Source organism: Halorubrum kocurii JCM 14978 (assembly GCF_000337355.1).
GTDB lineage: Archaea > Halobacteriota > Halobacteria > Halobacteriales > Haloferacaceae > Halorubrum > Halorubrum kocurii.
Window position 1 is genome coordinate 1 of the sequence record NZ_AOJH01000009.1, and the last position, 21,779, is coordinate 21,779.

Annotated in this window: 20 protein-coding genes and 5 pseudogenes; 7 read left to right on the forward strand and 18 right to left on the reverse strand. The window is 56.7% G+C overall.

Annotation, left to right across the window (positions count from 1 at the left end):
- The first annotated feature begins 160 nt into the window (after positions 1-160).
- Positions 161-490 (forward strand): hypothetical protein, encoded by a 330-nt coding sequence (locus C468_RS17875; RefSeq protein WP_152422840.1) that lies wholly within the window; start codon positions 161-163, stop codon positions 488-490.
- A gap of 245 nt (positions 491-735) precedes the next feature.
- On the opposite strand, the gene C468_RS18915 is transcribed toward C468_RS17875, so the two are convergent.
- From C468_RS18915 to C468_RS17235, 7 genes and pseudogenes are all read right to left on the reverse strand, one after another.
- Positions 736-1,296, reverse strand: a complete 561-nt coding sequence (locus tag C468_RS18915) for a hypothetical protein (protein ID WP_241430960.1) — start codon at positions 1,294-1,296, stop codon at positions 736-738.
- Positions 1,293-1,919 carry a DUF7437 domain-containing protein gene (locus tag C468_RS01050; RefSeq protein ID WP_008847012.1) on the reverse strand — a complete coding sequence of 209 codons (627 nt, stop codon included), beginning with the start codon at positions 1,917-1,919 and terminating at the stop codon, positions 1,293-1,295. The genes C468_RS18915 and C468_RS01050 overlap by 4 nt, the downstream gene beginning before the upstream one ends.
- A gap of 248 nt (positions 1,920-2,167) precedes the next feature.
- Positions 2,168-2,389: a hypothetical protein gene (locus C468_RS01055; RefSeq protein ID WP_008847013.1), complete on the reverse strand. Its 222-nt coding sequence runs from the start codon at positions 2,387-2,389 to the stop codon at positions 2,168-2,170.
- Positions 2,390-2,413: 24 nt separating this feature from the next.
- Positions 2,414-2,833: a hypothetical protein gene (locus C468_RS01060; RefSeq protein ID WP_008847014.1), complete on the reverse strand. Its 420-nt coding sequence runs from the start codon at positions 2,831-2,833 to the stop codon at positions 2,414-2,416.
- A 17-nt stretch (positions 2,834-2,850) separates the two neighbouring features.
- Positions 2,851-3,246, reverse strand: a complete 396-nt coding sequence (locus C468_RS01065) for an HVO_A0114 family putative DNA-binding protein (RefSeq protein ID WP_008847015.1) — start codon at positions 3,244-3,246, stop codon at positions 2,851-2,853.
- A 72-nt stretch (positions 3,247-3,318) separates the two neighbouring features.
- Positions 3,319-3,615, reverse strand: coding sequence for a toxin-antitoxin system TumE family protein (locus tag C468_RS01070; protein ID WP_008847016.1), 297 nt, complete (start codon positions 3,613-3,615; stop codon positions 3,319-3,321).
- A gap of 368 nt (positions 3,616-3,983) precedes the next feature.
- Positions 3,984-4,344 (reverse strand): annotated as a pseudogene (locus C468_RS17235) (helix-turn-helix transcriptional regulator).
- A gap of 358 nt (positions 4,345-4,702) precedes the next feature.
- Here C468_RS17235 and C468_RS01075 point away from each other — a divergent pair.
- Both C468_RS01075 and C468_RS19275 read left to right on the forward strand, forming a co-directional pair.
- Positions 4,703-5,527: pseudogene (locus C468_RS01075) on the forward strand (IS5 family transposase).
- Between the two features lie 69 nt (positions 5,528-5,596).
- Positions 5,597-5,692 (forward strand): annotated as a pseudogene (locus C468_RS19275) (RNA-guided endonuclease InsQ/TnpB family protein); the annotation flags it as partial.
- Between the two features lie 93 nt (positions 5,693-5,785).
- Here C468_RS19275 and C468_RS17250 read toward each other — a convergent pair.
- The 3 genes from C468_RS17250 to C468_RS01085 form a co-directional block, all read right to left on the reverse strand.
- Entirely contained in the window at positions 5,786-6,082 is a 297-nt protein-coding gene (locus tag C468_RS17250; protein WP_080510569.1) for a hypothetical protein, read from the reverse strand.
- A gap of 267 nt (positions 6,083-6,349) precedes the next feature.
- Positions 6,350-8,884 (reverse strand): hypothetical protein, encoded by a 2,535-nt coding sequence (locus C468_RS01080; RefSeq protein ID WP_008847018.1) that lies wholly within the window; start codon positions 8,882-8,884, stop codon positions 6,350-6,352.
- Between the two features lie 384 nt (positions 8,885-9,268).
- The gene (locus tag C468_RS01085) at positions 9,269-9,694 is read right to left on the reverse strand and encodes a DUF7522 family protein (protein WP_008847019.1); all 426 of its coding nucleotides are present in this window, start codon (positions 9,692-9,694) and stop codon (positions 9,269-9,271) included.
- Positions 9,695-9,911: 217 nt separating this feature from the next.
- On the opposite strand from C468_RS01085, the gene C468_RS01090 reads away from it, so the two are divergent.
- The gene (locus C468_RS01090) at positions 9,912-10,217 is read left to right on the forward strand and encodes a DUF7130 family rubredoxin-like protein (protein ID WP_049911817.1); all 306 of its coding nucleotides are present in this window, start codon (positions 9,912-9,914) and stop codon (positions 10,215-10,217) included.
- Positions 10,218-10,222: 5 nt separating this feature from the next.
- Entirely contained in the window at positions 10,223-10,417 is a 195-nt protein-coding gene (locus C468_RS19410) for a DUF7501 family protein (RefSeq protein ID WP_080510570.1), read from the forward strand.
- 220 nt (positions 10,418-10,637) lie between these two features.
- Here C468_RS19410 and C468_RS01095 read toward each other — a convergent pair whose 3' ends face one another.
- The 6 genes from C468_RS01095 to C468_RS01130 form a co-directional block, all read right to left on the reverse strand.
- Positions 10,638-12,101: an MAC/perforin domain-containing protein gene (locus C468_RS01095; protein WP_080510571.1), complete on the reverse strand. Its 1,464-nt coding sequence runs from the start codon at positions 12,099-12,101 to the stop codon at positions 10,638-10,640.
- Between the two features lie 660 nt (positions 12,102-12,761).
- A complete protein-coding gene (locus C468_RS01100) occupies positions 12,762-13,997 on the reverse strand; it encodes an RNA-guided endonuclease InsQ/TnpB family protein (RefSeq protein WP_008847022.1) in 1,236 nt (411 codons plus the stop codon).
- Positions 13,994-14,383: an IS200/IS605 family transposase gene (gene tnpA / locus C468_RS01105; protein WP_008847023.1), complete on the reverse strand. Its 390-nt coding sequence runs from the start codon at positions 14,381-14,383 to the stop codon at positions 13,994-13,996. Before tnpA ends, C468_RS01100 begins: the two co-directional genes overlap by 4 nt.
- A 166-nt stretch (positions 14,384-14,549) precedes the next feature.
- The gene (locus C468_RS01110; protein WP_080510572.1) at positions 14,550-16,379 is read right to left on the reverse strand and encodes a PAS domain-containing protein; all 1,830 of its coding nucleotides are present in this window, start codon (positions 16,377-16,379) and stop codon (positions 14,550-14,552) included.
- A 3-nt stretch (positions 16,380-16,382) separates the two neighbouring features.
- A complete protein-coding gene (locus C468_RS17260; RefSeq protein WP_080510573.1) occupies positions 16,383-17,918 on the reverse strand; it encodes an ATP-binding protein in 1,536 nt (511 codons plus the stop codon).
- Positions 17,919-17,966: 48 nt separating this feature from the next.
- Positions 17,967-19,445 carry an ATPase domain-containing protein gene (locus C468_RS01130; RefSeq protein ID WP_080510574.1) on the reverse strand — a complete coding sequence of 493 codons (1,479 nt, stop codon included), beginning with the start codon at positions 19,443-19,445 and terminating at the stop codon, positions 17,967-17,969.
- A gap of 366 nt (positions 19,446-19,811) precedes the next feature.
- Here C468_RS01130 and C468_RS01135 point away from each other — a divergent pair.
- A pseudogene (locus C468_RS01135) lies at positions 19,812-20,042 on the forward strand (type IV toxin-antitoxin system AbiEi family antitoxin domain-containing protein); the annotation flags it as partial.
- A gap of 105 nt (positions 20,043-20,147) precedes the next feature.
- Positions 20,148-20,264 (forward strand): annotated as a pseudogene (locus tag C468_RS19415) (DUF7539 family protein); the annotation flags it as partial.
- A gap of 51 nt (positions 20,265-20,315) precedes the next feature.
- On the opposite strand, the gene C468_RS01140 reads toward C468_RS19415, so the two are convergent.
- Together C468_RS01140 and C468_RS01145 are read right to left on the reverse strand one after the other, a co-directional pair.
- On the reverse strand, positions 20,316-20,741 hold the full coding sequence (locus tag C468_RS01140; RefSeq protein ID WP_049911824.1) for a universal stress protein: 426 nt from the start codon (positions 20,739-20,741) through the stop codon (positions 20,316-20,318).
- A 523-nt stretch (positions 20,742-21,264) separates the two neighbouring features.
- Entirely contained in the window at positions 21,265-21,591 is a 327-nt protein-coding gene (locus tag C468_RS01145) for a hypothetical protein (protein WP_008847030.1), read from the reverse strand.
- Positions 21,592-21,779 lie beyond the last annotated feature (188 nt).

Below are 21,779 nucleotides of genomic sequence, written 5' to 3' on the forward strand. Positions count from 1 at the left end.
TGGCACGTGAAATCCGTCGGTCTCTTGCGCCCCATATCTTGTTTCACGCTCTGCTAGGGTAGCAGCGTTTCCATCGAGTCAACAGAGCCCTTGAAATGGAAACTCAGCCGGTTGTTAGAAGGCCCCAAGACATATATCGAGTCCAACGATTCCATCCTTAATGACTAATTTCACAGGATATCTACTGGGCATAAGAGATAACATTGTTAAAAAACGAGGTGGGGAGGTCAGCTATGGTATTTTGTCTGTCATCGGTATAATCTTGTTTGCGTTAACATTCAGATCAGTTGATTTCAACGCGTCCTCAATAGTTACATTATTCCCGTTTCTGGTCAGCTTAGCTTTCTTTTCCTACGGATTATCTGGTTTTGTACCATCCGAGAACAAGAATACAATATTATTGCTGCGTTCAGGTGTTGTAGTTATAGCCATTGCCGCGATTGGCTTCGTTGCATTGTTTATCCTATTTGCGCTTGGAAATACTCCTTGAGTTGCACTCTTCAGCGACCGGCTGTTTCGGAGGTAATTATGTCTGAGGAGGTGTATTTAAACATAACCAACATTTTCTGACGGGTGGTTTCGGTGGAGATCGTCTAAATTGAATCCCGTACAGCAATCTTGGCATCCGCAACTACAGTCAGGACACCGGCGCGAGCGGTATGGTGAGGTCGTTGACTTACCGGATACTCATCTCACAAGCTGCGCGAGGAGGGTGGCCCCAATGAAGAGGGAACGTTATTGTATCTCTTCTAATACCTCTGGCCCCCTCAGTATCCGGAAGAATTGCTCGTACTCTGTCTCACTGACTACTTGGGACAGTGCGCGCTCTGCGTTCCTGTCGTCGATGATCAGCCCCACGGAATCGTGACCCTCAGACACCCGTATTTGAACAAGATTACCGGCGAATTTGGCGTCCGTTTTCGGGAGTTCATCTTCTCGCTCTTGTTCGAGCTTGGCTAATTCTCTGTGTGCTTCGTCAACCATCTCGCTCACGGTAGGGCCGTCACGGATTCGCGCACCGTAATCCGGCTCTGGAAGGGCAACAATCCAGTCCTCGTTACGTATTGGATCAAGCCAATCATTGACACCGTAGGGACCAGCCCATTCCTTGTCCAACTCCTCGACTACTCCAGTGGAGACGTACAACTGCTTATCATTCGACTGAATGTAGTTGATTAGCTGTCGCCGTTCTGGAGTAGATCGCCCGATTCCACCCAAGACGCTCGAGTCAACGAGGAGCGCATCCGGGAGCGGGTAGAGGGGTGAAGAGTCAACTAATTTCGGCCGATCGCTCATTCCTGCTCAAACACGTACGGAGTGTTTCGGATCTTCCGATCATGTACGTCGTGTTCGAAGGAATCATCGATGAGCCCTGCTTCGACAAACAGGGCAATGATCGGCTCCAGCGCCTGCGTGATGCTGATAGCCTCGATCTCATCAACATTGAGGCGGTCTGCTGCTCCACGACGAGTCACCTCGCCACTGAGATATGCCCGTGTCTGCTCAACCGCCATCAGAAGCTTCGCCTTGCCGTGCCGATCAACGAAGAGTTCGATCTCACTGACTTCGCCGCTTGCACCGTAAGCGGCGATCGTAAGCGGGTCAAACAGTATCCGCGTCTCTCCCTCCCCAACGGGGAGAAATAGTGAATCAGTCCGGAGCTGGCTCTCTTTCCCGCTACTGACATCCTCGACAATGTCTAAGTTTTTGAGCTTTCCAACCCGCATTGAGGTTGTACTTCCGGCAAGATCGAGTCTACGCTCGACACTGCTGTTCGTAGTAGGCTGATTCAGCAGGATGTCAGTATAGACTCTGGCGATGTCGGGATTCACCAGTATCTCTGAGGCTGCGATAAAGGAGCGTGCGGTGCCCTCTTTCGAGCCGTTCTCGTTCGCAGCCGGGGCGTTTGTTACCACCATCGTAATTCATGATACGTGAACCGAGAACTAATATCTTGTGGCAGTTGTGTCGGACTGTATGGAGGCTCCTAGAGATTGTTCTTAGATAACTGATTTGTAGATACTGGCATTTGTATTCACGCCTTAAGAAAGTATTTCAGTTAAACGAATTAATCTTAATCTTAATCTTAATCTTAAGATTAGTCTGACAGCTTCTTCCGGACAAACGGCTGCTAGCCGGGTACTAGAGCAGTGTCGGTGTTTCGTGGTCACCACCCAGTGGCCATGTCCCAGAGGAGGGCGACGTCAACGATACCGAGGATAACTCCAGCTAGTAGCCACGCATCAAGTAACGATGTGAGGTCCAAGATCGGACCAGAAACTGCGAGTTCGAAGGCCGACGCCAAACTCGCCACCTCAAACAAGAGTACCCCCGAGATGACCCATATCACAGTCGCACCAGCGGCGATGAGAAGCTTGTTCCCGCTCATCTTTGACGCTCTAGCGACACCAAGCTAATGTCCATCGTACCAAGGCGGAGCACCGAACGCGTCGGCGTAGCAGTCTGGGTGACACGGCCGCTTGCGGTTGTCCGGCCACGCCCGGTCGAGTGGAACCTGCTCGCCGCAGAGCCCACACTCGGCGGTGTGACCTGCCTGACGAGCGTCTGGTGAGAGATTCCGCGCCTCGAGGTAGAGCTCGTGGAGCGCCCACGGCGTGAGGCGAACGGCGACACGCTCGGCCGGATCGGGATCCTCGTCCGATGTCGCGGCCGAGAGCGTAAGCACCCAGTCGTCACCGGGCTCGCCGTCGGTCGCTGGCCCGAGGGCGATCGTCCCCGCGAGGTCGTCGTCGACGTAGTACCACTCTGCGTCGCGGTCGATGTGGTAGTGGGCATCGGGGCGCGGATCCTCGGGATCGACGTCATCGCCCATTGTGTGCCATCGTTGGGTCAGGCGTTCGCCTTCGGGCCCTGTCCGGACTTAGTCGTGAGCGGGAGGTCCGCGTCGATCTCGTCGTACCACACAATTGGGCGCTTTGCTCGGCCATTTTTCTCGAATTCGACGAGGCCGTAGTCGGCGAGCTCGTTCACGTTCTCGAGGACCTCTGGCGGGTTCCGGTCAACGAGGCGTGCAAGCTCGCGGATGCTCTCCGGCTCGTGTTCGACGATCGCCTCCAAGAGCTCGAGGTTGGTCGAGCGGAAAACGCGGCCGAACGTTTCGAGGTTCTCGATCGACAGGGTCGGCTCACTGGGGTCAACGTCCTCGCCAGCGTCGATCGCTTCGAGACGCTCTTCGAGGTCACTACGGTCGGCGGACTTGATCTGAACGTGGAGTGTCTTGGTCATGGGTGGTGGGGCGTGAGATGATCGGTTGTGATTGGTCGCGGGTCTGTACGTCAGTCACCGTAGTTGAACGGGCTACCAGTCGTCGCGCTTCTCTTCTGGGAGCGCCGCCCGCCAGGCGCGGAAGATCTCCGCAAGGCCGGGGTAGTCGATCTCGAAGGTCTCACCGCCGAGGTGGAGTTCGTGGACGCCGTGGTGGTTGTCGAACCGGATGATCGGATCATCTGCGCCGGCTTCGCCGTAGTGGTAGGCGTACTTGATCCCGTCCTCGAACCGGTCTGAGATCGGGACCGAAAGCACGCGTACCCGCGCAACGGTGCCATCGGCGTAGGCTTCAATTTCGTCTTCGAGTACGGTGACATCATCGCTCATCCACACACGTGTCGACGCACCCAGTTCCGATAAGTGTTAGGGAAAAACCTAACAAGAGCAAAGAAACAGATAGCATCCATGACGGCAACATCGAGCGTGGCTAATGCGGTACTACTCGTCGTCGGTGTCGTCATCGACGAGACCTAGAAAACTGTCCGTTACCTGTCTGAGCTACTGCCCGGCTGATGCCCTTCTCGAACAGATCCCAAGTATAGCTCGGCAATTGGAACGATATGAGTTAATCTTAACCTTAACCATAATATTAATCCAAAATACTCTTTCTACGATGTCTAGTGATGCTATGTGGAGCTCACGCGAGAAGAGGGCCAAATACTAGAGTCAAACAGTCCTCGAACGCAGCGGTTCGATCAATCGTCGTGGTCAATATACCCGGCTTCCCATTCAGTCCGAGCTTCGATTTCTCTAGTGCCCCGGCGAGTAGTGCTGTACTCGTTGGTCCGTCGGTCGCGCTGACTTTTTTCGATGAGTCCCTTCTCAACGAGCGTGTCGAGGTTGGGATAGAGCCGACCATGATGGATTTCCTTTTCGTAGTAGTNTTTCGATGAGTCCCTTCTCAACGAGCGTGTCGAGGTTGGGATAGAGCCGACCATGATGGATTTCCTTTTCGTAGTAGTCCTCGAGCTCGTCTTTGATCGCGAGTCCGTGGGGGTCATCAAGTCCGGCAACTACGTACAGCAGATCGCGCTGAAAGCCAGTAAGATCGTACATGTCGCAATTTACTCATTCGGGTTTTGAAATACTACTGATCTGGCCCTGTATGGAGCGAAGGAATTCGTCACTCTCCCCGTGGGTCACCAACCGGTATTTCACCATATTCTGGACATGAGACCCATCCCTGTCCGAATGCCCCACCCATCCCTTGGTCCGGGCTCCATTCGTGTTCATCCCCACAATGTGGACAGTCTACCAGTGGCGGGTCAATCTCCAGTGCCTCTTGCTGGATGAAATGATTTCCTTGGTAATGAAATTGTAGTCTGATTATACAATAGACTGCTGTGTTGAATAGCGATCTTATCTGCCGATATCACCGGTTTAGAAGGGTGAAGCCGAGGAAATCGAACCTGCCATGGAAATCGATATCCTCGACTTCATTGAGCAGTGTCGTGACCTAGCTAAACAAGCGTTAGGGAAGCACGCGGGCGAGCCCGCCAGCGGCGGGTTCGCCCGCTGGATCCACGTCGTCCTGCACTGTTTTCGGGTCGAAGACGGCCACAGCTACCGCGAAACGCCGAATCGACTGAAGTACATGGCCGAAGTACGTGACACTCTCGACTTAGATCGGGGCGATCTTCCCGATCATACGACGATCTACAAGTCGTTTGATCGGCTGAAAATGTGGGCGTGGCGGGCGCTGCTGCGCGGAAACGCGCAGCAGCACCCGCAGTCCGGCCACGCCGCTCTCGACAGCACGTTCTTCGACCGCCGACGTGCGTCGTCGTACTTCCGCCAGCGAGCTGGACGGACGATACAGACGCTAAAAGTGACGACATTGACTGATGTGGAATCGCTTGCTGTTCTTGATGTTCACATCACAGCTCGATGGAAGCACGACACGAAGACCGGACCGCAGGTCGTCCGGCGAAACGCGGACGACCTGCAGTCCGTCGCCGCCGACAACGGCTTCCAAGACTGGCACACCGAGTGCGAAATCGCCGCACATGACGTTGAGTACCTTGTTCATTACCGCGGCTCGTCAGCGAAAGCAGCCGCGAACAACGCTCTCAACCGAGCAAATGGCTACTCTCAGCGCTGAATGGCCGAAACATCCTATTCGACAACGAAGCGCTCGCTCGGCGACGCCGTGCGAGCGCTCGGCTGGTATCGACAGTTCCGTGAAATTGTTCTGATGTTCGCCATCATCAATATAGAACCGCTGTGTGAACCGCTATAACCGTGACTCAGCATCTATTCAACAGAGCACAACGAACCGTCACTCGGTTCTACCAGAACCTCACCGGACTTTCCGCTCCCTACGGACACCCATTCGGTGTCTGCAAAGCGCGTCATAGAAACAGGAAGCCCCACCCTCAACGAAGCCGCACCAGCGGCTGAGTAGGGTGGGGTAGTTCACGTTGGAAATATGAGGACTTTCGCTAACCCCCTATTAATATGTGGCATCGAGGGCGATCCCGTACAACCCGGATCAAAATCACTCGTTAGCGAGAACGACTCGACAGCACTCAATCGCTGCTTCGATGTGGCGGTCGGCGATCACATCGTCTGTTTTGTCAGCCGACTCAAGCAGTGTGGCAACCTGACGAACCCGTTTCTGTCTGGTTTGAGTGTCAAGATCGTCACTGGTAGCATCGCGGGCGACGGCTTCAGCCTCTCCGAGCCATCGGTTCGTCGCTGGCGGTACTGGGCGATCTGCGGTCGCAGTTAGATGAGTCGCCAGTGCGTCGACTGCAGCCCGCGGCTCGGTTGGGATGTCGATTTCGTCCGTCATCGTTAGTGTATTGACACCCACTGTGAAGAATTGTTGTCCCAAGCGACACTCCAGATTCTTGAGAATGTCTCCAGCCTAGCACAACCCCTTGTTAGTCAGTAGTAACGTGTCCTCAGTATCTGTCCGGTATCGTTCGAGAACCACACCAGACGACACAAACCCATACGCAGCCGAGAACGTCGAGTATGGTGGAAGTCGATCTCCCCGACTTCGTTGTGTGGTCGGTGAGCGAGCGAGGAGCGGGTGACGTGCTCGTCGCGCTCCCTGCTACCTGATCACCACCGAGTCGGTCCCGTATACTGTCAGTCCTCCGGTCGTTCGGCCGGTGAGGACGGCGATCGTGTCGTCAGCCTCGAAACCGGCGTCGGCGAGGCGGAAGACCGCGACAAGGTCGGCGTATCCGTCGCCGTTTACGTCCTCAACGTCGGTTGCGAACGCCGTCTCCCCGCCGCCGGCGGCGACCGTCGTCTCGGACCCGAACCTGAGCGTCGAGTCGTCGATAGTGGTCGGGTCGAAGTCCGCGTTCCCGAGGACGGCAACGGGGACTGCCGCGCGTGGGCTCGGCGGGAGTTTGTTGGCCGTATCGCCCGGCCGGACGTCGACCTCGACGGGGAGCTTGACGAGTACCGTGCCGACAGCGACGCCCTCGACGGCGAGATCGAACGTCCCCGCAGCGGTGACGGTGTAGTCGAATGTCACGGTCGTCTTCTCCCCGACGCCGAGCGTGACCGCCCTCGAGTCCACCACCGCCCCGTCGACCGTGAGGTTCAGCGTCTCGGAGCCGGCGGCGCCGCCGTCGTTTCTCGCGGTGGCCGTCACAGCGACCGTGTCACCAACGAGTACTTCGCTCTCGTCGACCGAGGCGTCGATGACGACGATCTGGGGGACCAGCCCGCCGATCGCGAACGCCGATAGGCCGGGCGAGACGGCCTCATACTCGTACGCACCCGTCGTGGCGTTCAGCCCAAGGGTCGTCGTGGGGAGCGCCTCGGGCGTTCCCGTGGTATCGTCGTAGCGGAACAGCGCCACGTCGTCGGGGGCGACGCCCGCCGTGGCGAGCGCGTCCGCGTCGACGCTGAAGCGGAACACGACCTCAGAGACCTCGGCGTCGAGAAGACTCGTATCGACCGTGAGGTAGCCGAACGGGACGGTCCCGTTCGGGCCAACGACGGCGAGGTCGGTCGTACCAGGCGGGGCCGTCTCGCCCGTCGTCACGTTGAGCGCGTAAGTTGTATCGAGCGCGATGGTGACCGCGAGCGAATCGAGGGTGACGTTCTCGGTCACCGGGTCGTCAAGCGGAATCATCACCGGCTCGTCCGTGATGGCGCCGATGACGGTGACGTTCGAGCCGTCACCCGAGTCGTCTACGTCGACCGTCGGCCCGGTGGTCCCGAGCGGGGCGAAGACACTGAAGTCGGTGATGCTTGCCGAGACGGTGTCGTTCGTCGTGTCGACTATCGACCCAGGGACCGGCGCCCAGGCCGTCCCGTCGTACTGCCACAGTTCGAGCGTCGATTCGGTGATGTCCCTGGCGAGCACGTCGGCGTCGTCGTAGGAGACGGTGATGTTGAGGATTGACGAATTCAGGCCAGTCGTGCTGGTCGCGGTCGCGTTGAAGAACCCGCCCACGTTCGTCCGGTCAGTGGGCGTCGCCGGCAAGGCCTCAACGTCGCTGACGCGAACGTCTTGGCCCGTAAAGGAAACCGTCGCCGACGACAACTCCAAGCTCTCGAAGGCGATAGCCGTCGAGTTGTTGTCGAATAGCGAGGGATTGCTACCGACGCGAACATCCTCGACCCCGCTGTTCACGACGGTGCTGTTCCGCACGGTGACATTATCGGAGGATTCCCCCACGCTATCGTCACTAACACTGATCCCGGTCTGGGCGTTGCTAACCGAGAGGCCCTCGAGCGAGGTGTTCGCGCTGTTCCGGATTGAGACGCCTACGAGGGCGTCAGAGACCGTGACGTTCCGGACGGCGACGTTGTGAGAAGGTGCGCCGAACGCACCATCCCTGACGCTAACCCCCGTCTGGACATCGGTAATAGAGAGGTCTTCGAAGGCGGCGTTCGCGTTGTTCCCGACTTCGACGCCGATAATGGTGTTCGAGACCGCGACGTTCCGCACCGAGACGCCGTCGCTCCCGACCACTGTGAGCGCGCTATCGAGCGGGCTGACTCCGAGTCCGCTCGCGGTGATATCCCCGAGAGAGAGTTTGCTGTCGGTGAATGCCACGTTCCGGACGGCGCGAAGCTCCACGGCACCACCGCCCTCGACGATGCCGTTCGACGTTGACGTCTCCTCGACGATATTCGTGATCACGGCCCCATCGATGTCGGAGAACCCGACAACGGCGGCCCGGCGGAGGGTAACGTCGGTGACCGTCACGTCGGTGCTCGCCTCAAAGGATGCTCTGTTACCCTGCATGACGACATCTTCGAGCTGGACATCGGTGGTCTCGACGAACTGGAACGTGTTGACGGTGTAGCCGCTCGTGGTGACATTCCGGACCGTGACGTTCGTGTAGGGACCGGCAGTCGTCCCGTCTACGAGAACGCCGATCGACGGGTCGAACGCTAAGTTCGTGCCCGTCAGGGCGTATCCCTGTCCGTCCAGGATGACGTTAGAGGACCGGATGTCGATGCAGACGTCCGTCCCGTCGTCGAGGATAATTCCGTTTTGCAGGACGGAGAGGTCGTTCTGCACGAGGTAGACTCCCGGCGAGTCGATGACTCGGCAGGTAGTGACGTCGGTGGTGGCGGCCGCGACCGGCGTGGCTAGCCCGACGAACCCGCCTGTCACGACCCCTAAAGTCACGAGGACTACTACAACGGCCCGGGTGACGTTCGTACGGCTTGTACCTCTCCTCTGGAGCGCCTCACGGCGTGTTGAATCGGACATGGCTGCGAACTCCGTGTCGAACTACGACTGGTAGCAATTGACACGTGTAGAACGGCTTAATCGAAGATATACTTATCTACGGAGAACGCTTTCAAAATCGAGACTCGAATAAACGGCTCCGTTGAAATCATTAATCGGTGATAGGTTTCAGCGGTCGTGCTGCATACAGGGTACGTATCTCGCACAAGGCCTTCGTCAGAATAGGTGGCTCGTTCAGTACAGGTCGGACAAGCAAGGGAGTGCGAAAAAACTGCTCCGCGTCTCTAACCAGGCTTGTCACAGGTATCACTCGCCGCTGAGCACTCCTCGGATCGCGCTGACCGCCTCTCTGAACGAACGAACGTCCATGGAGTCAGCAGTAAAGAGGACGCCAACATCGCCCTCAAGCACCCTGACGACGAATCCGTTGTCGTGGAATCGGACGGTGAAGTTGTACGGGCCGATGTTCGAACCGTCGTCACTGTGTGCGATTTCGGTTCGGGCTGACCGTTCCGCGAACCCCACTTGTTCGAGTTGGACCAATTGCGCTTTCCGTTCTTGCGCGGCCTCATCAGACGGGTAGAGGTCCCGCCGCACGTACAACAGATCGAACGACGACGGTGTGAAATACATGACGCTCCGGAGGGTGTCCCCGAGGCTAGTTCGGGTGGCACTGAGGATCTGTTTGGCCGTCTCGTCACTGATACTCGTATCGAATGTCTCTGAGTTCATACAACGTAGCAATCGCGTCCGGTGATAAGAAGCATTTCTACGGCGATATCCAAAAATCAGCCCTGGCGTTCCGGCGAGATCTGCTGTACACACTGTCTTCCGCATCGAGAGCGGCTCCCATGATGACGTATTCGGATCTAATCGCCTCATTGGAACTGAAAAATTGCGTAATTATAGGCGAAGTAACAGTTAGGTAGAGTCCGCTCCAATACTGTGTATGCCCGAAGACAGTGAGGTAGTATCTCAGGACCGAATACTCAAACCGGGACAGCAGGTGTACGACGGGAACGGCCGGACCATCGGCGTCATCTCTGCCATCACGGAAACTGGGGTCGAAGTCAACACCAACAGTGACGTTGACACGTTGTCGCTCAGGCGCGCTCCCACCGTTAATCTCGGCGAGGGATATCTTGTGTGGCGGTGCAGCGAGTGTGGGGAGTTGGGTGATATCGACCAGATTCCCGACCACTGTCCAAGCTGTGGAGCTAGCAGAGAAACCCTCTACGCCTACCTAGAGGATTAACACGTATGTCAGAGGATCACCCCCCACGCGATTCGCCGGAGTGGAACAACCCTGACCTGTGTCCGTTTTGTGGTGCGGCCCTGTCGGACGGCGGGGTCGGATTTATCGATCACATTGCGGACGCCCCCAAATGTGAAGAGCGATTCGAAGCTTGGCGGGGACAGATTCGAGACGACATCGGTGGGGAATGGGGTGGATAACTGCGGTTTGCTTGCTGTATCTCTCCTCTGAGGGCGGTGATGCAGAACTGTTCTCACAGTGTGATGGTTGGGCTGGCGACATCATTTCCTCGGTGGTGATTAGCAAGTGCGACGGCCAACCGAAGGCAGAGGGCGATGAAGACATCTGCCCGTTTATCTAATACATCAAGCAGAGCAATTTCCTCGCCCAGTTCGTGCCGTGGGGTGCTGGCCCGTCCCTCTACGATTCCCCGTCGACATCGTCGGCGAAGAACGCCAGTTCCCGCCGGTTCCACCCGCGGTCCCCGTCCCGAACGTTGTAGAACCAGCCCGCCTCGCCGGGCCGGAATGGCGATACATAGCCGTAAATCGCCTCTCGTCCCGGTTTGTCTCCATCGTCCGGTGGGTAGGCATACCAGACCGGCTCGGAGTCGGACTCATCGGACCAACCGTTGCGGCCGGTTGGATCCACCGAGAGCTTGTACCTGATCGGGTTCGGCGCCGACTGCCTGTAGACGGGCACCCTGCCCTCCTCGGGTACTGTGGAAACGTAGAAGAAGGGGTTCTTCTCCAGGATCCACCCGTGGTTGGGCATATCCGACGTGCTGAGTGAGAAGTACCACCGACGGGGATTGTCAACAAGGTAGCCGTACACCGGCGCGATAGTCGGTTCCGGTTCCGGAGCGAACCCGCTGGCGTACCCCTCGTATGCCGCCTCCAGTTGCGCCCGACGAGCCGGGGTTTCGCACAGTTCCCACAGCGGCCGCAGACTGTCCGGGTTCAACGAGACGAATACCAGGTTCTGGCGGATGCTCTCGCGCCAGTCGTCGTAGAGTCCGTCGACGATTTTGCCGGCGAACTCGGCCTGGCCGCCCCGGGCGTGGACTTCGATCGTCGACGCTTTCCGAAATTCCTCGATGGCCTCACTATACTGGGTCCGCTGCTCGGCCGATAGCTGGCCTGTCGCCCCTCGGTAAGACATCTCCGCTGCCACGGTGAAATCCACGTCGGAGCTGTACCTAGTGGTGTTGGTTGCGGCGCTGTAGGTCGCCGCGGCGCCGACGATCAGGCTGTGCAGGTAGTGGGTGCCGTACCTGTCGAACAGCACGGCCGGTTCCAGTGTCTCCAGGTCGTCCGCCGCTCGCTCTCTGAGGAGGTTCCGAACCGGCACGCTCGGATCCAGCGTCAGGAGGGCGATGTCGTACTGATCGGTCTGCGTGACGAAATTGAACACCGTACTCCGTCGCTGACGTTCGTTGAATTGAAATTCGAGGGAGCCCTTAAAGAAGCCGTAACCGCCATCAAGGCCGACCTGTGCGGCGAGATTGCTCTGGTAGTCGCTTGCCCGGGTACCGCTCGTGGCGGTAATATTCGCGTCCTCAAGCCACTGGACGCGAACAGTCTCGGGCTTGTAGAACAGTCCTCCGGCAGTGTCGAACTCGGCCGATTCGCCTAGGTCGAACAGCGACATCTTAGTCGATACCGGACTTGCGAACTGGCCACGGAACACATCGTAACTAAAACCAATAGAGTCCAGCCCCGGGAACGCGACGCCACCCGGTGGTACACTGTCGTCCTCAGGTGGCACGACCTGATCCGCTCCCGAGCCATCATCGGGATTGAGGCCGCCGTCGAGACATCCCGCTATCCCGCTGACAGTACCGACACCCATCGCACGAACGAAGTTTCTTCGGGAGGAAATCATGAGTCAAATACGCACGGATTATTAATAAGCATATGCGTATAGATTTATATGAGATATGGCGCAGAAAGCCTTCACACACTCTATACTGCCTGTTTTTTATTTCCGAAGAGGATATGGTAGACTGGGTTTCATATCGTGATAGTTGGACTGGCGGCATCGTTTCCTCGGTGATGATTAGCAAGTGCGACGGCTAGACGAAGACAGAGAGCGATGAAGACGTGTGATTTGACCCTCACTCGGCCTCGGAACTGTGTCACCGTAGTCTTTGATTCGTTCTTCGACGCGATACTCTGTGTCTGGTGGATCGGCCGTATTCCGTTGATTGTACGGCGTAATCGGCACGACTGGCTGCTTGAGCAGTCAGTCGTGCCACCCTAGCATATCGAACTCTGAATCACCAAGGAACCAGCGTGGAGTCTCAACGGCGAGCGCGTCACGTGTGACGCGCATCTGCGGTCTCCTCGTCGAGTTTTTTGCCGAAGTGAACGCCGCTGCGACAGGAATGTTGTCTGCGGCGGTTACGTAACAGCAGCCGTAGTCGTAGTAGAAGTCGTCTTCTGCGTGATCATAGTTCCACTGCGCGTCGTCTTGACCTCCTCCCGCGGCTAAAGACGCGGGAATCCCACCACGGGATTTCAGGCCGGACGTGGCCCTCTGGTTTCAAGACGCATACGCTCCACGCGTCTCTTGCTGGGTAGCATCGGCGTGGCTGTCTTGTGGGGCGGTCAAACGCCCCCCATCCTCAGCCGAGTCATTGCCATCCATGTGTTCTCTCGAATGGCTCTCTCCGCTGAGGTAGCGGTCTGCGATGTTTATCGCGCCGTTCACGTCCGCATGGTACTCGCCCATCCAGCAAGCGTCGTTCGTACACTTGAACGTCGCCTGTCGCGGGCGGTATCCCACTTCACCGCACGCGTGGCACTCCTTCGACGTGTTACGTGGGTTCACCGTCTTGACGGGGATCCCCTTCTCGACGGCCTTGTACCGTATCTGTGCGTGGAGTTTGGCGAACCCCCATCCGTGGAGACGCCGATTCATATACTCGCCGTAGTCCATCGATTCCCGTATGTGCGTCAGGTCTTCCAGAACCAGCACGGGATTCTCGACGGACTCAGCGTACTCCACGACGTCGCGGGTGACGCGGTGGAACACGTCGTCTATCTGGTTCCACAGGTCGTCACCGAACGACTCCGCGATACGCTCGCTTCCGCGCGTTTGGAGTCGTCGCGTGGCGGTGAAGTATGTTTTGCGGAGCCGACGGACAGTTTTGCCCTCGTCGGCCCACAGTTCGGGCGCGGTCGGGGAACCGTGGTCGTCGCGATGACACACCGTGACGAGTGATGCTTCCCCGATGTCCACTCCGATGGGCGTCCGTTCTTCGGCGGATGTCTCGGAGCGTTCCTCCACGTTGCAGGTGGCGGTAACGTGGAGATACCACCTCTCGTCCCGCTCGAATAGCCGACTCTCGCCCATCATGGCGTCTCCTGCGTTCAACGCTTCGAGCCAGTCCCGCTGTTCGGGGTTCGGTTGGGCTGGGATCCAAAGGTGGTAGTCCTCGTGGTGCGGAATCTTGACGTACCACTCGATAGCGTTCTCAGGCTTGTGGTCGAGTCGTAGCCCCTCGTTGGTGAAGCGCACAGGGTGGTCGCCGTGAAGATCGCCCGCGTTGTAGGTCGTCGTGAGTTGCGGGACGTATTTTTTGAGTGCGTTCTTCGCATACCCGCTCAGGTCGTAGTCGACCACCACGTCGTTCGCTTCGGTCTGCGTGGTACAGTTCTGGTAGAAGGCGTCTTGGAGGGCGTGCTGATACGCTTCTCGCGTCTCTCGAAATTTCCGCCGCTTGTGAGCGTTCGGGTCCACGAGCTTGAGTTCGAGCGTCTTCGTGAGTTCGGTCACGAGTCGCTTTCCTTGTGTTGCTGGATGTAGTTCTTGACTGTCTCGCTCGAAACGTGCCCGGCGGTCCCTGCGTAGTAGCCTCTCGCCCATCCGATTTTCTCGCCGTCGTGGTCGGCGTATCGGTGGTTGTACTTGCGCGAGGAGATACCCTTGAACCAGTTAGCGAGGAGCGCCGGTTCGTTCTTGGGCGGGCTACTGACGAACAGGTGAACGTGATCGGGCTGGACGGTGAGGTCAAGAATTTCGACGCCTTTGTTGTCGGCTATTTCGTGGAGGATGGTTCGCACACGGTCAGCGACCTCGTTGACCAGTACCGAGTTGCGGTACTTCGGCAACCACACTATGTGGTAGTTGAGATTATAAGTCGCGTGCCGTGTGGTCTTCATCTGCGTTACATACTATGGATCAAAGTGTGTTAATACTGGTGGTGAATCGGTGGGAAATCCAGCCGTAGCGTCGTCGGTAGAGGTGTACGCTATTGTCCGCTTGACCCCCGCCTAAAGACGGGGGTATGCGCTCGTAACTCTATCACCTGCTAAAGGAGTAGAAAAGTCATGTCTCAGGTGCCAACGGGAGCCTAATTGTAATCTCGGTGCCACCTGACTCGCGGCCGTCAACACAAATATTGCCGCCCGAATGGGTGATAGTCCAGTAGACAAGCCACAATCCGAGTCCGCTGCCATGTGATAGTGTCTCGATGGCCCCGCCAGATTCAAGCACGTTTCTGTCAAACTCCGGTATTCCCGGACCATTGTCCCGCACCCGGAGAATACCTCGCGGTTCGTCAACAGCAAGGCCAACGGAGACTCGTGGTTCGTCGCTGTCATTGTGGACAAAAGCATTGATTAAGAGTTCTTCAATGGCGGCATCAATCGAATCAGACGCAGAAACAACAAGTTGAGCCGGGCCTGAGACATCGATCCCTGCGTCAGGCCAGTCCTTAGCTACCTCTTCGGCAAGTTCCCGAACTAACTGTCCGATATCTACTGGCCCCGGCTCGCGTGGATCACTGAGACCATCAGTAATCTTTCGCGACTTCTCGCTCGTCGTCAACAGGGTGTTCGCCCGCTCAACAATGACATCGGCAGCAGCCTTGAGTTCGCCGTCGAGTTCGTCTTGCAGTTGTTTGCCTCGACCACGGATTACATTCACATCGTTGCGAATATTATGGCGCAAAATATTGTCAAAGACTTTCAGCTGTCGCGTCCGATTGTCGAGATTGGTGACGTCCCGGCAGATCGCAAGTGTGCCGGTAAGTTCTCCATCCTGGTAGTAAGGGTACCGACTCGTGTAGAAGACCGCTTCCTTATCGGTATGTGTGAACGTCGGCTCAACACTGTATTCGACTGGCTGTTCGGTCTCGATCACGCGCTGTTTCTGCCGGGCAATCTCTGTGGCAGTGGCTGTGTCCATAAACTCGTATTCACCATCGCCGTGTAATTCATCTCTTGAGAGCCCGGCAAACGAGCACAGTGCGTCGTTAACCAGTCGAAACTCTCCCTCACAGCTCTGGAGCATAATTGGATCCTCAAGCCGCTCAACAATATCACGATATAACGAGAGCCGTTGTTCAATCTCTTTCCGTTCGGTGATGTCCCTTTGGACGGCGACAAAGGCTTTCGGCTCACCGTCTTCGACGATTGGAGCGATAGTCTGATCAGCGACGTATTGGGATCCGTCTCGTCGTTGGTTTGTAATTTCTTCATGCCACGTGTCGCCAGCGGAGATCGTCTCCCAGAGGTCACTGTAGTAGTCGTCGGCCATCACTCCAGAGCTGATAATTTCTGGCGACTCGCCGACAGCTTCAGTCCGACTGTAGCCCGTAATTGATTCGAATGCTGAGTTGACGTATTTAATCGTCCCAGTAGTGTCGGACATCCAGATCGCGTGACCAGAGGATTCAACCGCTTGTTTGAATAGTGCCAGCGACTCTGTGCGTGTTTTGAGACGTAACGATTGGGTCCGCAGTCTGGTGAGCGCCTCCGTCCGCCACTCTAATTCAGCCTTTTTGATCGGCATCGAAACCACTTCGTCGGCGGTTTTGAACACAACGCTGTCGGCAATCTCGCCACGATCGGTCTCAATGACCGAGAGGTCTGCTTCCGGAATAAGCAGGAGGCACGGCAAGAGAGCGGGCTCAGCCTTGCGTTTCCGAGCTCGGAGCGTCTCAGCATGCGTCTGTAACATCTCTCCATCAAGGATACAACAATCGAATGTCGCCGTTGTAACTGGCTGATCAGGATCGACAAGCGTGTAGCTATCGTGGGATTCAATCCACTCAACAATCAGCCGTCGATTTCCTTTATCAGAGAGTAGGGGGAATAAGGCTGCCTGCTCAGCAATATCATCAGCGGAGTCATTTTCAGGAAGTGTGCCGTTCATCGATCACTTCCCCTCGCTACTGTCTTCAGCCCCAACTGTTTGTAGCTCAACTACAAATGCTACGCCAGGTTGGTCCGTCTCAGTTGCTTCACTGGGCAATTCATCCTCACCACGGTCCGCGATCCAGACCTTCCCATCATAACTCTTTACAAGATTGTCAACGAGGAACAAACCTATTCCGGTCCCCCCGCTCTCAAGTCCTTTCTGACCTTCTTGAAACAAGTCTTGTCGCACGTCGGTTGGAATCCCTGGTCCGTTGTCAGCCACTCTGACACGGACGGTGTCATCCACCTCTTCGACGGTGAGGACTACCTTCGGATGTGTTGTCTGATTGTGTTGAACCGCATTGTTGACAAGGTTCCGAAATACTGACGAGAGCAACTCATTCGCCAGTACACGCGTTTCTTGATCGGGTGGGTCTGGCATCGTAATTTCTGCGTCGGAAAACGTCTCCCGGCGCTTTTCGAGTTCTTCGGCGAGGAGTTGTCGAAGTGAGATCGGCTTGAGATCTGGCGTTCCATCACCGTGAATGAGTTCTGATAGGTCACGGGCAACGTTTGTGAGTTCGATAACATGATTTCCTGCCCGGAGGATCCGGTCAAGTTTGTCTTTACCGTCCGAAGAGAGCTCATTTTCAAGCATTTCTCCCCACGAAACAATGACGTTCATATCATTTCGGATGTCGTGACGGAGAACTCTGTTCAACACGTCGAGTTGCTCACGTTGCTCACGAAGACGTTCTTGGAGATCTCGGAGATCAGTAATTTCGTGATTAACGGCGATGAACTGTGTGATATCACCATTTTGTGCTTCAACTGGAGCAATTGTTTGTTGGAGGATATACCTCTCGCCGTCTTTGCGTCTGTTGATAACCGTGCCATGCCACGTCTCACCAGCGGTGATAGTCTCCCACAGCTCTTCATAGAACGCCTCATCGTGTTCACCAGTTTTGAGCATCCGCGGGGTGTTTCCGACGACTTCCTCACTTGTATACCCTGATTGTGACTCAAAACCTCTATTGACGTACTCAATTGTCCCGTCGACGTCGGTGATCAATACCCCGTGACCGGCGTGTTGGTCGCGGATTTGGCGGAGTTGCTCACGTCGGTTGAACGCGACAGTCGACTGGTCTCGCAGGCGGAGAGCCATCTCTAATTGTTCACCAAGTTGGTGTTCTGCGAGTGGCATATCGATCAGCCCGTCAATGACATCCCACAACTCCGGGTGTGTCTCGCGGAGACGATCACAGATCTGGCGGTGTTTTGCCTCGGGGACCAACAACAGATACGGCAGCACAACCTGCTCGTGGTGCTTTCGTGTAAGGAGTTCCGAGCGGTGCTCGTATAAAGCTGTCCTGTCGATGAGACAGCAGTCGAACGCAGCCTCAGCGATATCTACGCTCTCGACAATCGTATATTGATCATGTGTGGTTAGCCACTCTGAGAGGACACGTCGGTTCCCTGCGTCACTAACCAGCAGCAGGACGCGCTTCGCTTCGTCGGCTGTCTCTTGGTAGGGCTGCTGTTCGTTTGTGGACATGAGGTTTGATCGAGTGGGCTCGTATTGGGTGCGTATGTCACGCGAAGGCTACGCTTGGTCGGTATCAGCCACGTCGCGATCAGTTCCGCCAGTATCCTCGGACCAGTCGGGCGTCCCAGTGAGAATGCCCCGAAGTTGTGGGAGCGGCTCCCCGACGCGTATTCCGTCGGCCGTAATCTCGAGTTCGCGAAGGCTGCGTTCGAAGTTGCTGGTTCGCATTTTCAGTGTCCCAATCACTTTCCGCACCTCGCCGCGGTACTCGACGTGACGCAGGAAGACAATATTATCGGCAAGATTGCTCGTCCGCTCTTCAGACGCTTGGAAGTCCCCGGTGATATTCTGGACTTCATTAATAAGCAGGGTAGTGATACTGGCAGCCCGGAGGAACCGACCGATCCGCACCAACGCACCCGTCGTGTCAGCAAGTCCACGGAGATTTTCTTGGAATCCTTGTGACCCATCAATCATCACAACCTCAGTCCCGTCGGTAACAGCCTCTCGGAGGAGATGCTCAAATTCACCAACCGTGTACTCATCGGGAGAGACCTCAACAATGGAGAGTTCGCCGCTGTCCAGCGCAGCCTGAAGTGGAAGCCCAATTGCGTCTGCGCGATCACGAATGGTCCATTCTGCTTCTTCGAACTGGAATAACACGCTCTGTTTGCCCTCAAGTGCTGCTTGGATGAGAAACTGGAGCCCAGTCGTTGTCTTGCCGACACCGGTTGGCCCGCTAAGCATTGTTATCGTGCCCTGGTCTAAGCCGCCATAGAGCAACTCATCGAGTTCGTCCACGCCAGACGAAAGCGGTTCCGCGTCGCTCGCTTGTTTCTGTGTATCGGGCACGAGTGCCGGCCAAACTTCCAGTCCCGCCGCAGAAATATCGTAGAAATGATCCCCACGCCGGAACGATGACCCTCGGAACTTAGAGACACTGACCATCCGGCTCTCAGGAGTCACATCTAGAGAAATGACAGTATCAACAAGAAACTGGATATCATCGTCTGTGATTGGCCCGCCAGCTTGAGACGTTAACATGCCTATCGCGTCAATTTCTTTGAGATAATCAAGGAGGCCGAGGATTCCGGACCGGAATTGCCGCTCGTCAGTTGTAAGATGCCGGAATTCTGTGATTGGATCTAGTAACACCCGGTCTGGTTCGATCTCATCAATCTTCTCACGGAGGCCCGCAATAAAGTCCGGCTGTTCGACTTCTGCTGACTCAAAGACGCTGTAGGAGTTACGCTCTGAGAACTGTTCTTGAGTCGGCGAAATATTATGGAAGTGAATTTGCTCGGTATGAAGATCGAACGCATCAGCGGTTTCTTCAACGTATGCCTGCGGCTCACCCATGTTGACGTACAGAGATGTCTCGCCAGCGTCTATCCCCGCCGAAAGAAAATGTAAGCCGAAAATTGTCTTCCCTGAACCAGGAGAGCCGCGTATAAGCACGTTTCGCGGGTGGATGAGGCCGCCGTTTAAGATGTCGTCTAACCCACTGATACCCGTAGACGATCGTGGATCTGGCATACTAGGATATTACTCTTAGTATTCAAGTAGTTTGTTGCTGTGACCGTGCTCTTCTATTACACTGGCTCCGATCGAACAGTTTGAGTTCGATCGGAGCCACAGCGTGTAACATACAGGCAGAGCCGCGAGCAGAAGTTCATGCCGGTGACACAGTGTCCGTCACGTACGACCCTGCGCGGCTTCATTTGTTCGAAGATACGACCGGAGAAGCGTTCTATCACTCAGGGTCGCATCTCCCATCCGATGAGCAGGTAGTGTCCTAAGTTTCGAGATAGCGATCCGAGAAAAAATAGTACCCTGTGTGACAGGATGTTTATTCAATCTAAGTCACGACAAATCATCACAAAACCAACTACTGTTGCGAGTAGCGTCGGCGAGTACCTCGAACGCCTCGACAACGGCGCAGCGACCAAGCGGATCGTCTACCTCGCCGACCAGCTCGGCACCGACCTCCCCACCCGCGAGGAACTCGTCGCATCGTTCACGAGTGGGTATTCCCCACTGGACCCGACGCGACCCGAAACCGGATCGACCGACAGCACGTATCGCCTCCGAATCAACGTCGAGCCAGCCACGCTGGAGCCGACGGAGTCCTGACCGCGATGATCAGTCAGGACCGGCTCCGGATTCTCGCTCGCGAACTGGGCGTTCGACAAGGGTACGCCGAGAAGAACTACTCGAAGGTGACGACCCGTCCTCGCCCCCGAAGAGGGACAACTGCTCGCCGCGCTCGATTCCGAACTGAAGCGAGAAAGCGGCGATAGCGTCTGGGGAACCAGTCAGGACGGAACACACACCCTTGGCTTGTCTGCCCTAGCGGAGGTCAGCGTGCCGCAAGAGGGCACTGTGCGCCGCATTCCAAGGGGTCGGTCAGGCTTGCCGGTCCGGGAAAACCATCACCGGAACATCTGCCTCGCGTATGAGCTTGCCTCCAGGGTCGCCGGCGATTGTCCGCTCCCACGTATCTATATCTCGAGGTGTGAAAGCGACGAGTGTCGCCTCCATCATATCGATCGCATCGGTGAGTGCCTCCGCGACCTCGCGCCCTTCAAGCGTCGCCCACTCAAACTGGAGATCATCGCGGTAGAGAATGTCGACGAACTTCTCGTACGTCGCTCCGGTGAACTGGTCTCTGCCGGTTTTCACCGTCGTCTCAGCGGCCGTTCCCTGGGTTACGTGTGTTACGATAAGAGTCGTGTCAGAATCCAAATGCGGCCGAACCGCACGTGCCGTCGCTTCAGCGTCGTCAGGACTCGCAATTGGAACGAGAATACGTTCGAATAAGTCGTCGTTCATGGATGTACCGTGTCTGACGCCAGAGAAAAGCGTGTGGGTTACTAACTCGTAGGCATTATCCAAGTGGTACTGCGCAACTACTGAGTAATCACACTACTACTGGCTTGATCGTCTGTTCGGTCGGTAGTCGCAGACATACTACTGTTCCATCAGCTGTCGACTCGACGCCAGCTAGCCCACGAGAGTCAAGTTCGCAGACGACGATTCCGGCCAGAGCGGGGCAGAACGCGGGGGGACCGTCGCCGGACGACCGCGCGGCGGTGTCGGGCTTATGTCGAGACGGCGAGGAAGCCGACGAGTCTGACGAGGAGAGCGACGTGCGACGCACCGGACAGACGCGATTCCGAGACTTCGAGTGACGAACATCCCGGTGACTCACAGGCAGCACACGCCGTCGCGGCCGTCCGCGTCGGCTCTCACTAGTTCGGACAGACGGTGTCGGCGCGGCTAGCTGACCGGATTCAGCGAGACCGGCCCCGCTCGAAACGGTGTCGCCGGAAACGGAGCCGACCGGCTTCCATCGTCACAGTACTCGGAGTCGGTATCCGTCGGCGGCGGCTTCATCACTGACTCGCCCGGCCTCAACGGCAGCGTCAAGCACCTCTGCGACGAACGCTTTCGGCACTTCGATGCCGATGAAATCGGCGCCCTCGCGGGCCGTGGTCAATCGCGCCATGGTCCGGTCGGTCCCGTCGTCGTTGTAGATACTTCCGACGCGTTCACCGTCTCGGTAAAATCCGAGCGTCACATCGGTCGGTTCGATGGCGTCGAAGTTCACCTCGAACACTCGGTCACTGCTCTCGATCCGGGCGAGCATGAGCCCGTCGTGCTCTGTCACAAGCGTGTCCATACCGCAGTTACGAGTCCACGACGGATAAGCGTAGAATCGGCGCCAGTTCCGCACCACGCAGAAATGCGACTCCTGGTGGCGAGCAGCACGGACTCGTCCGTGGCGGCCGGAGAGATATGGTGCCGATTCCGCGACCGGTCGGTGACGCACCCGTCCGTGTATCCGGCGCGCGGCTGAGCGGCGCCGAC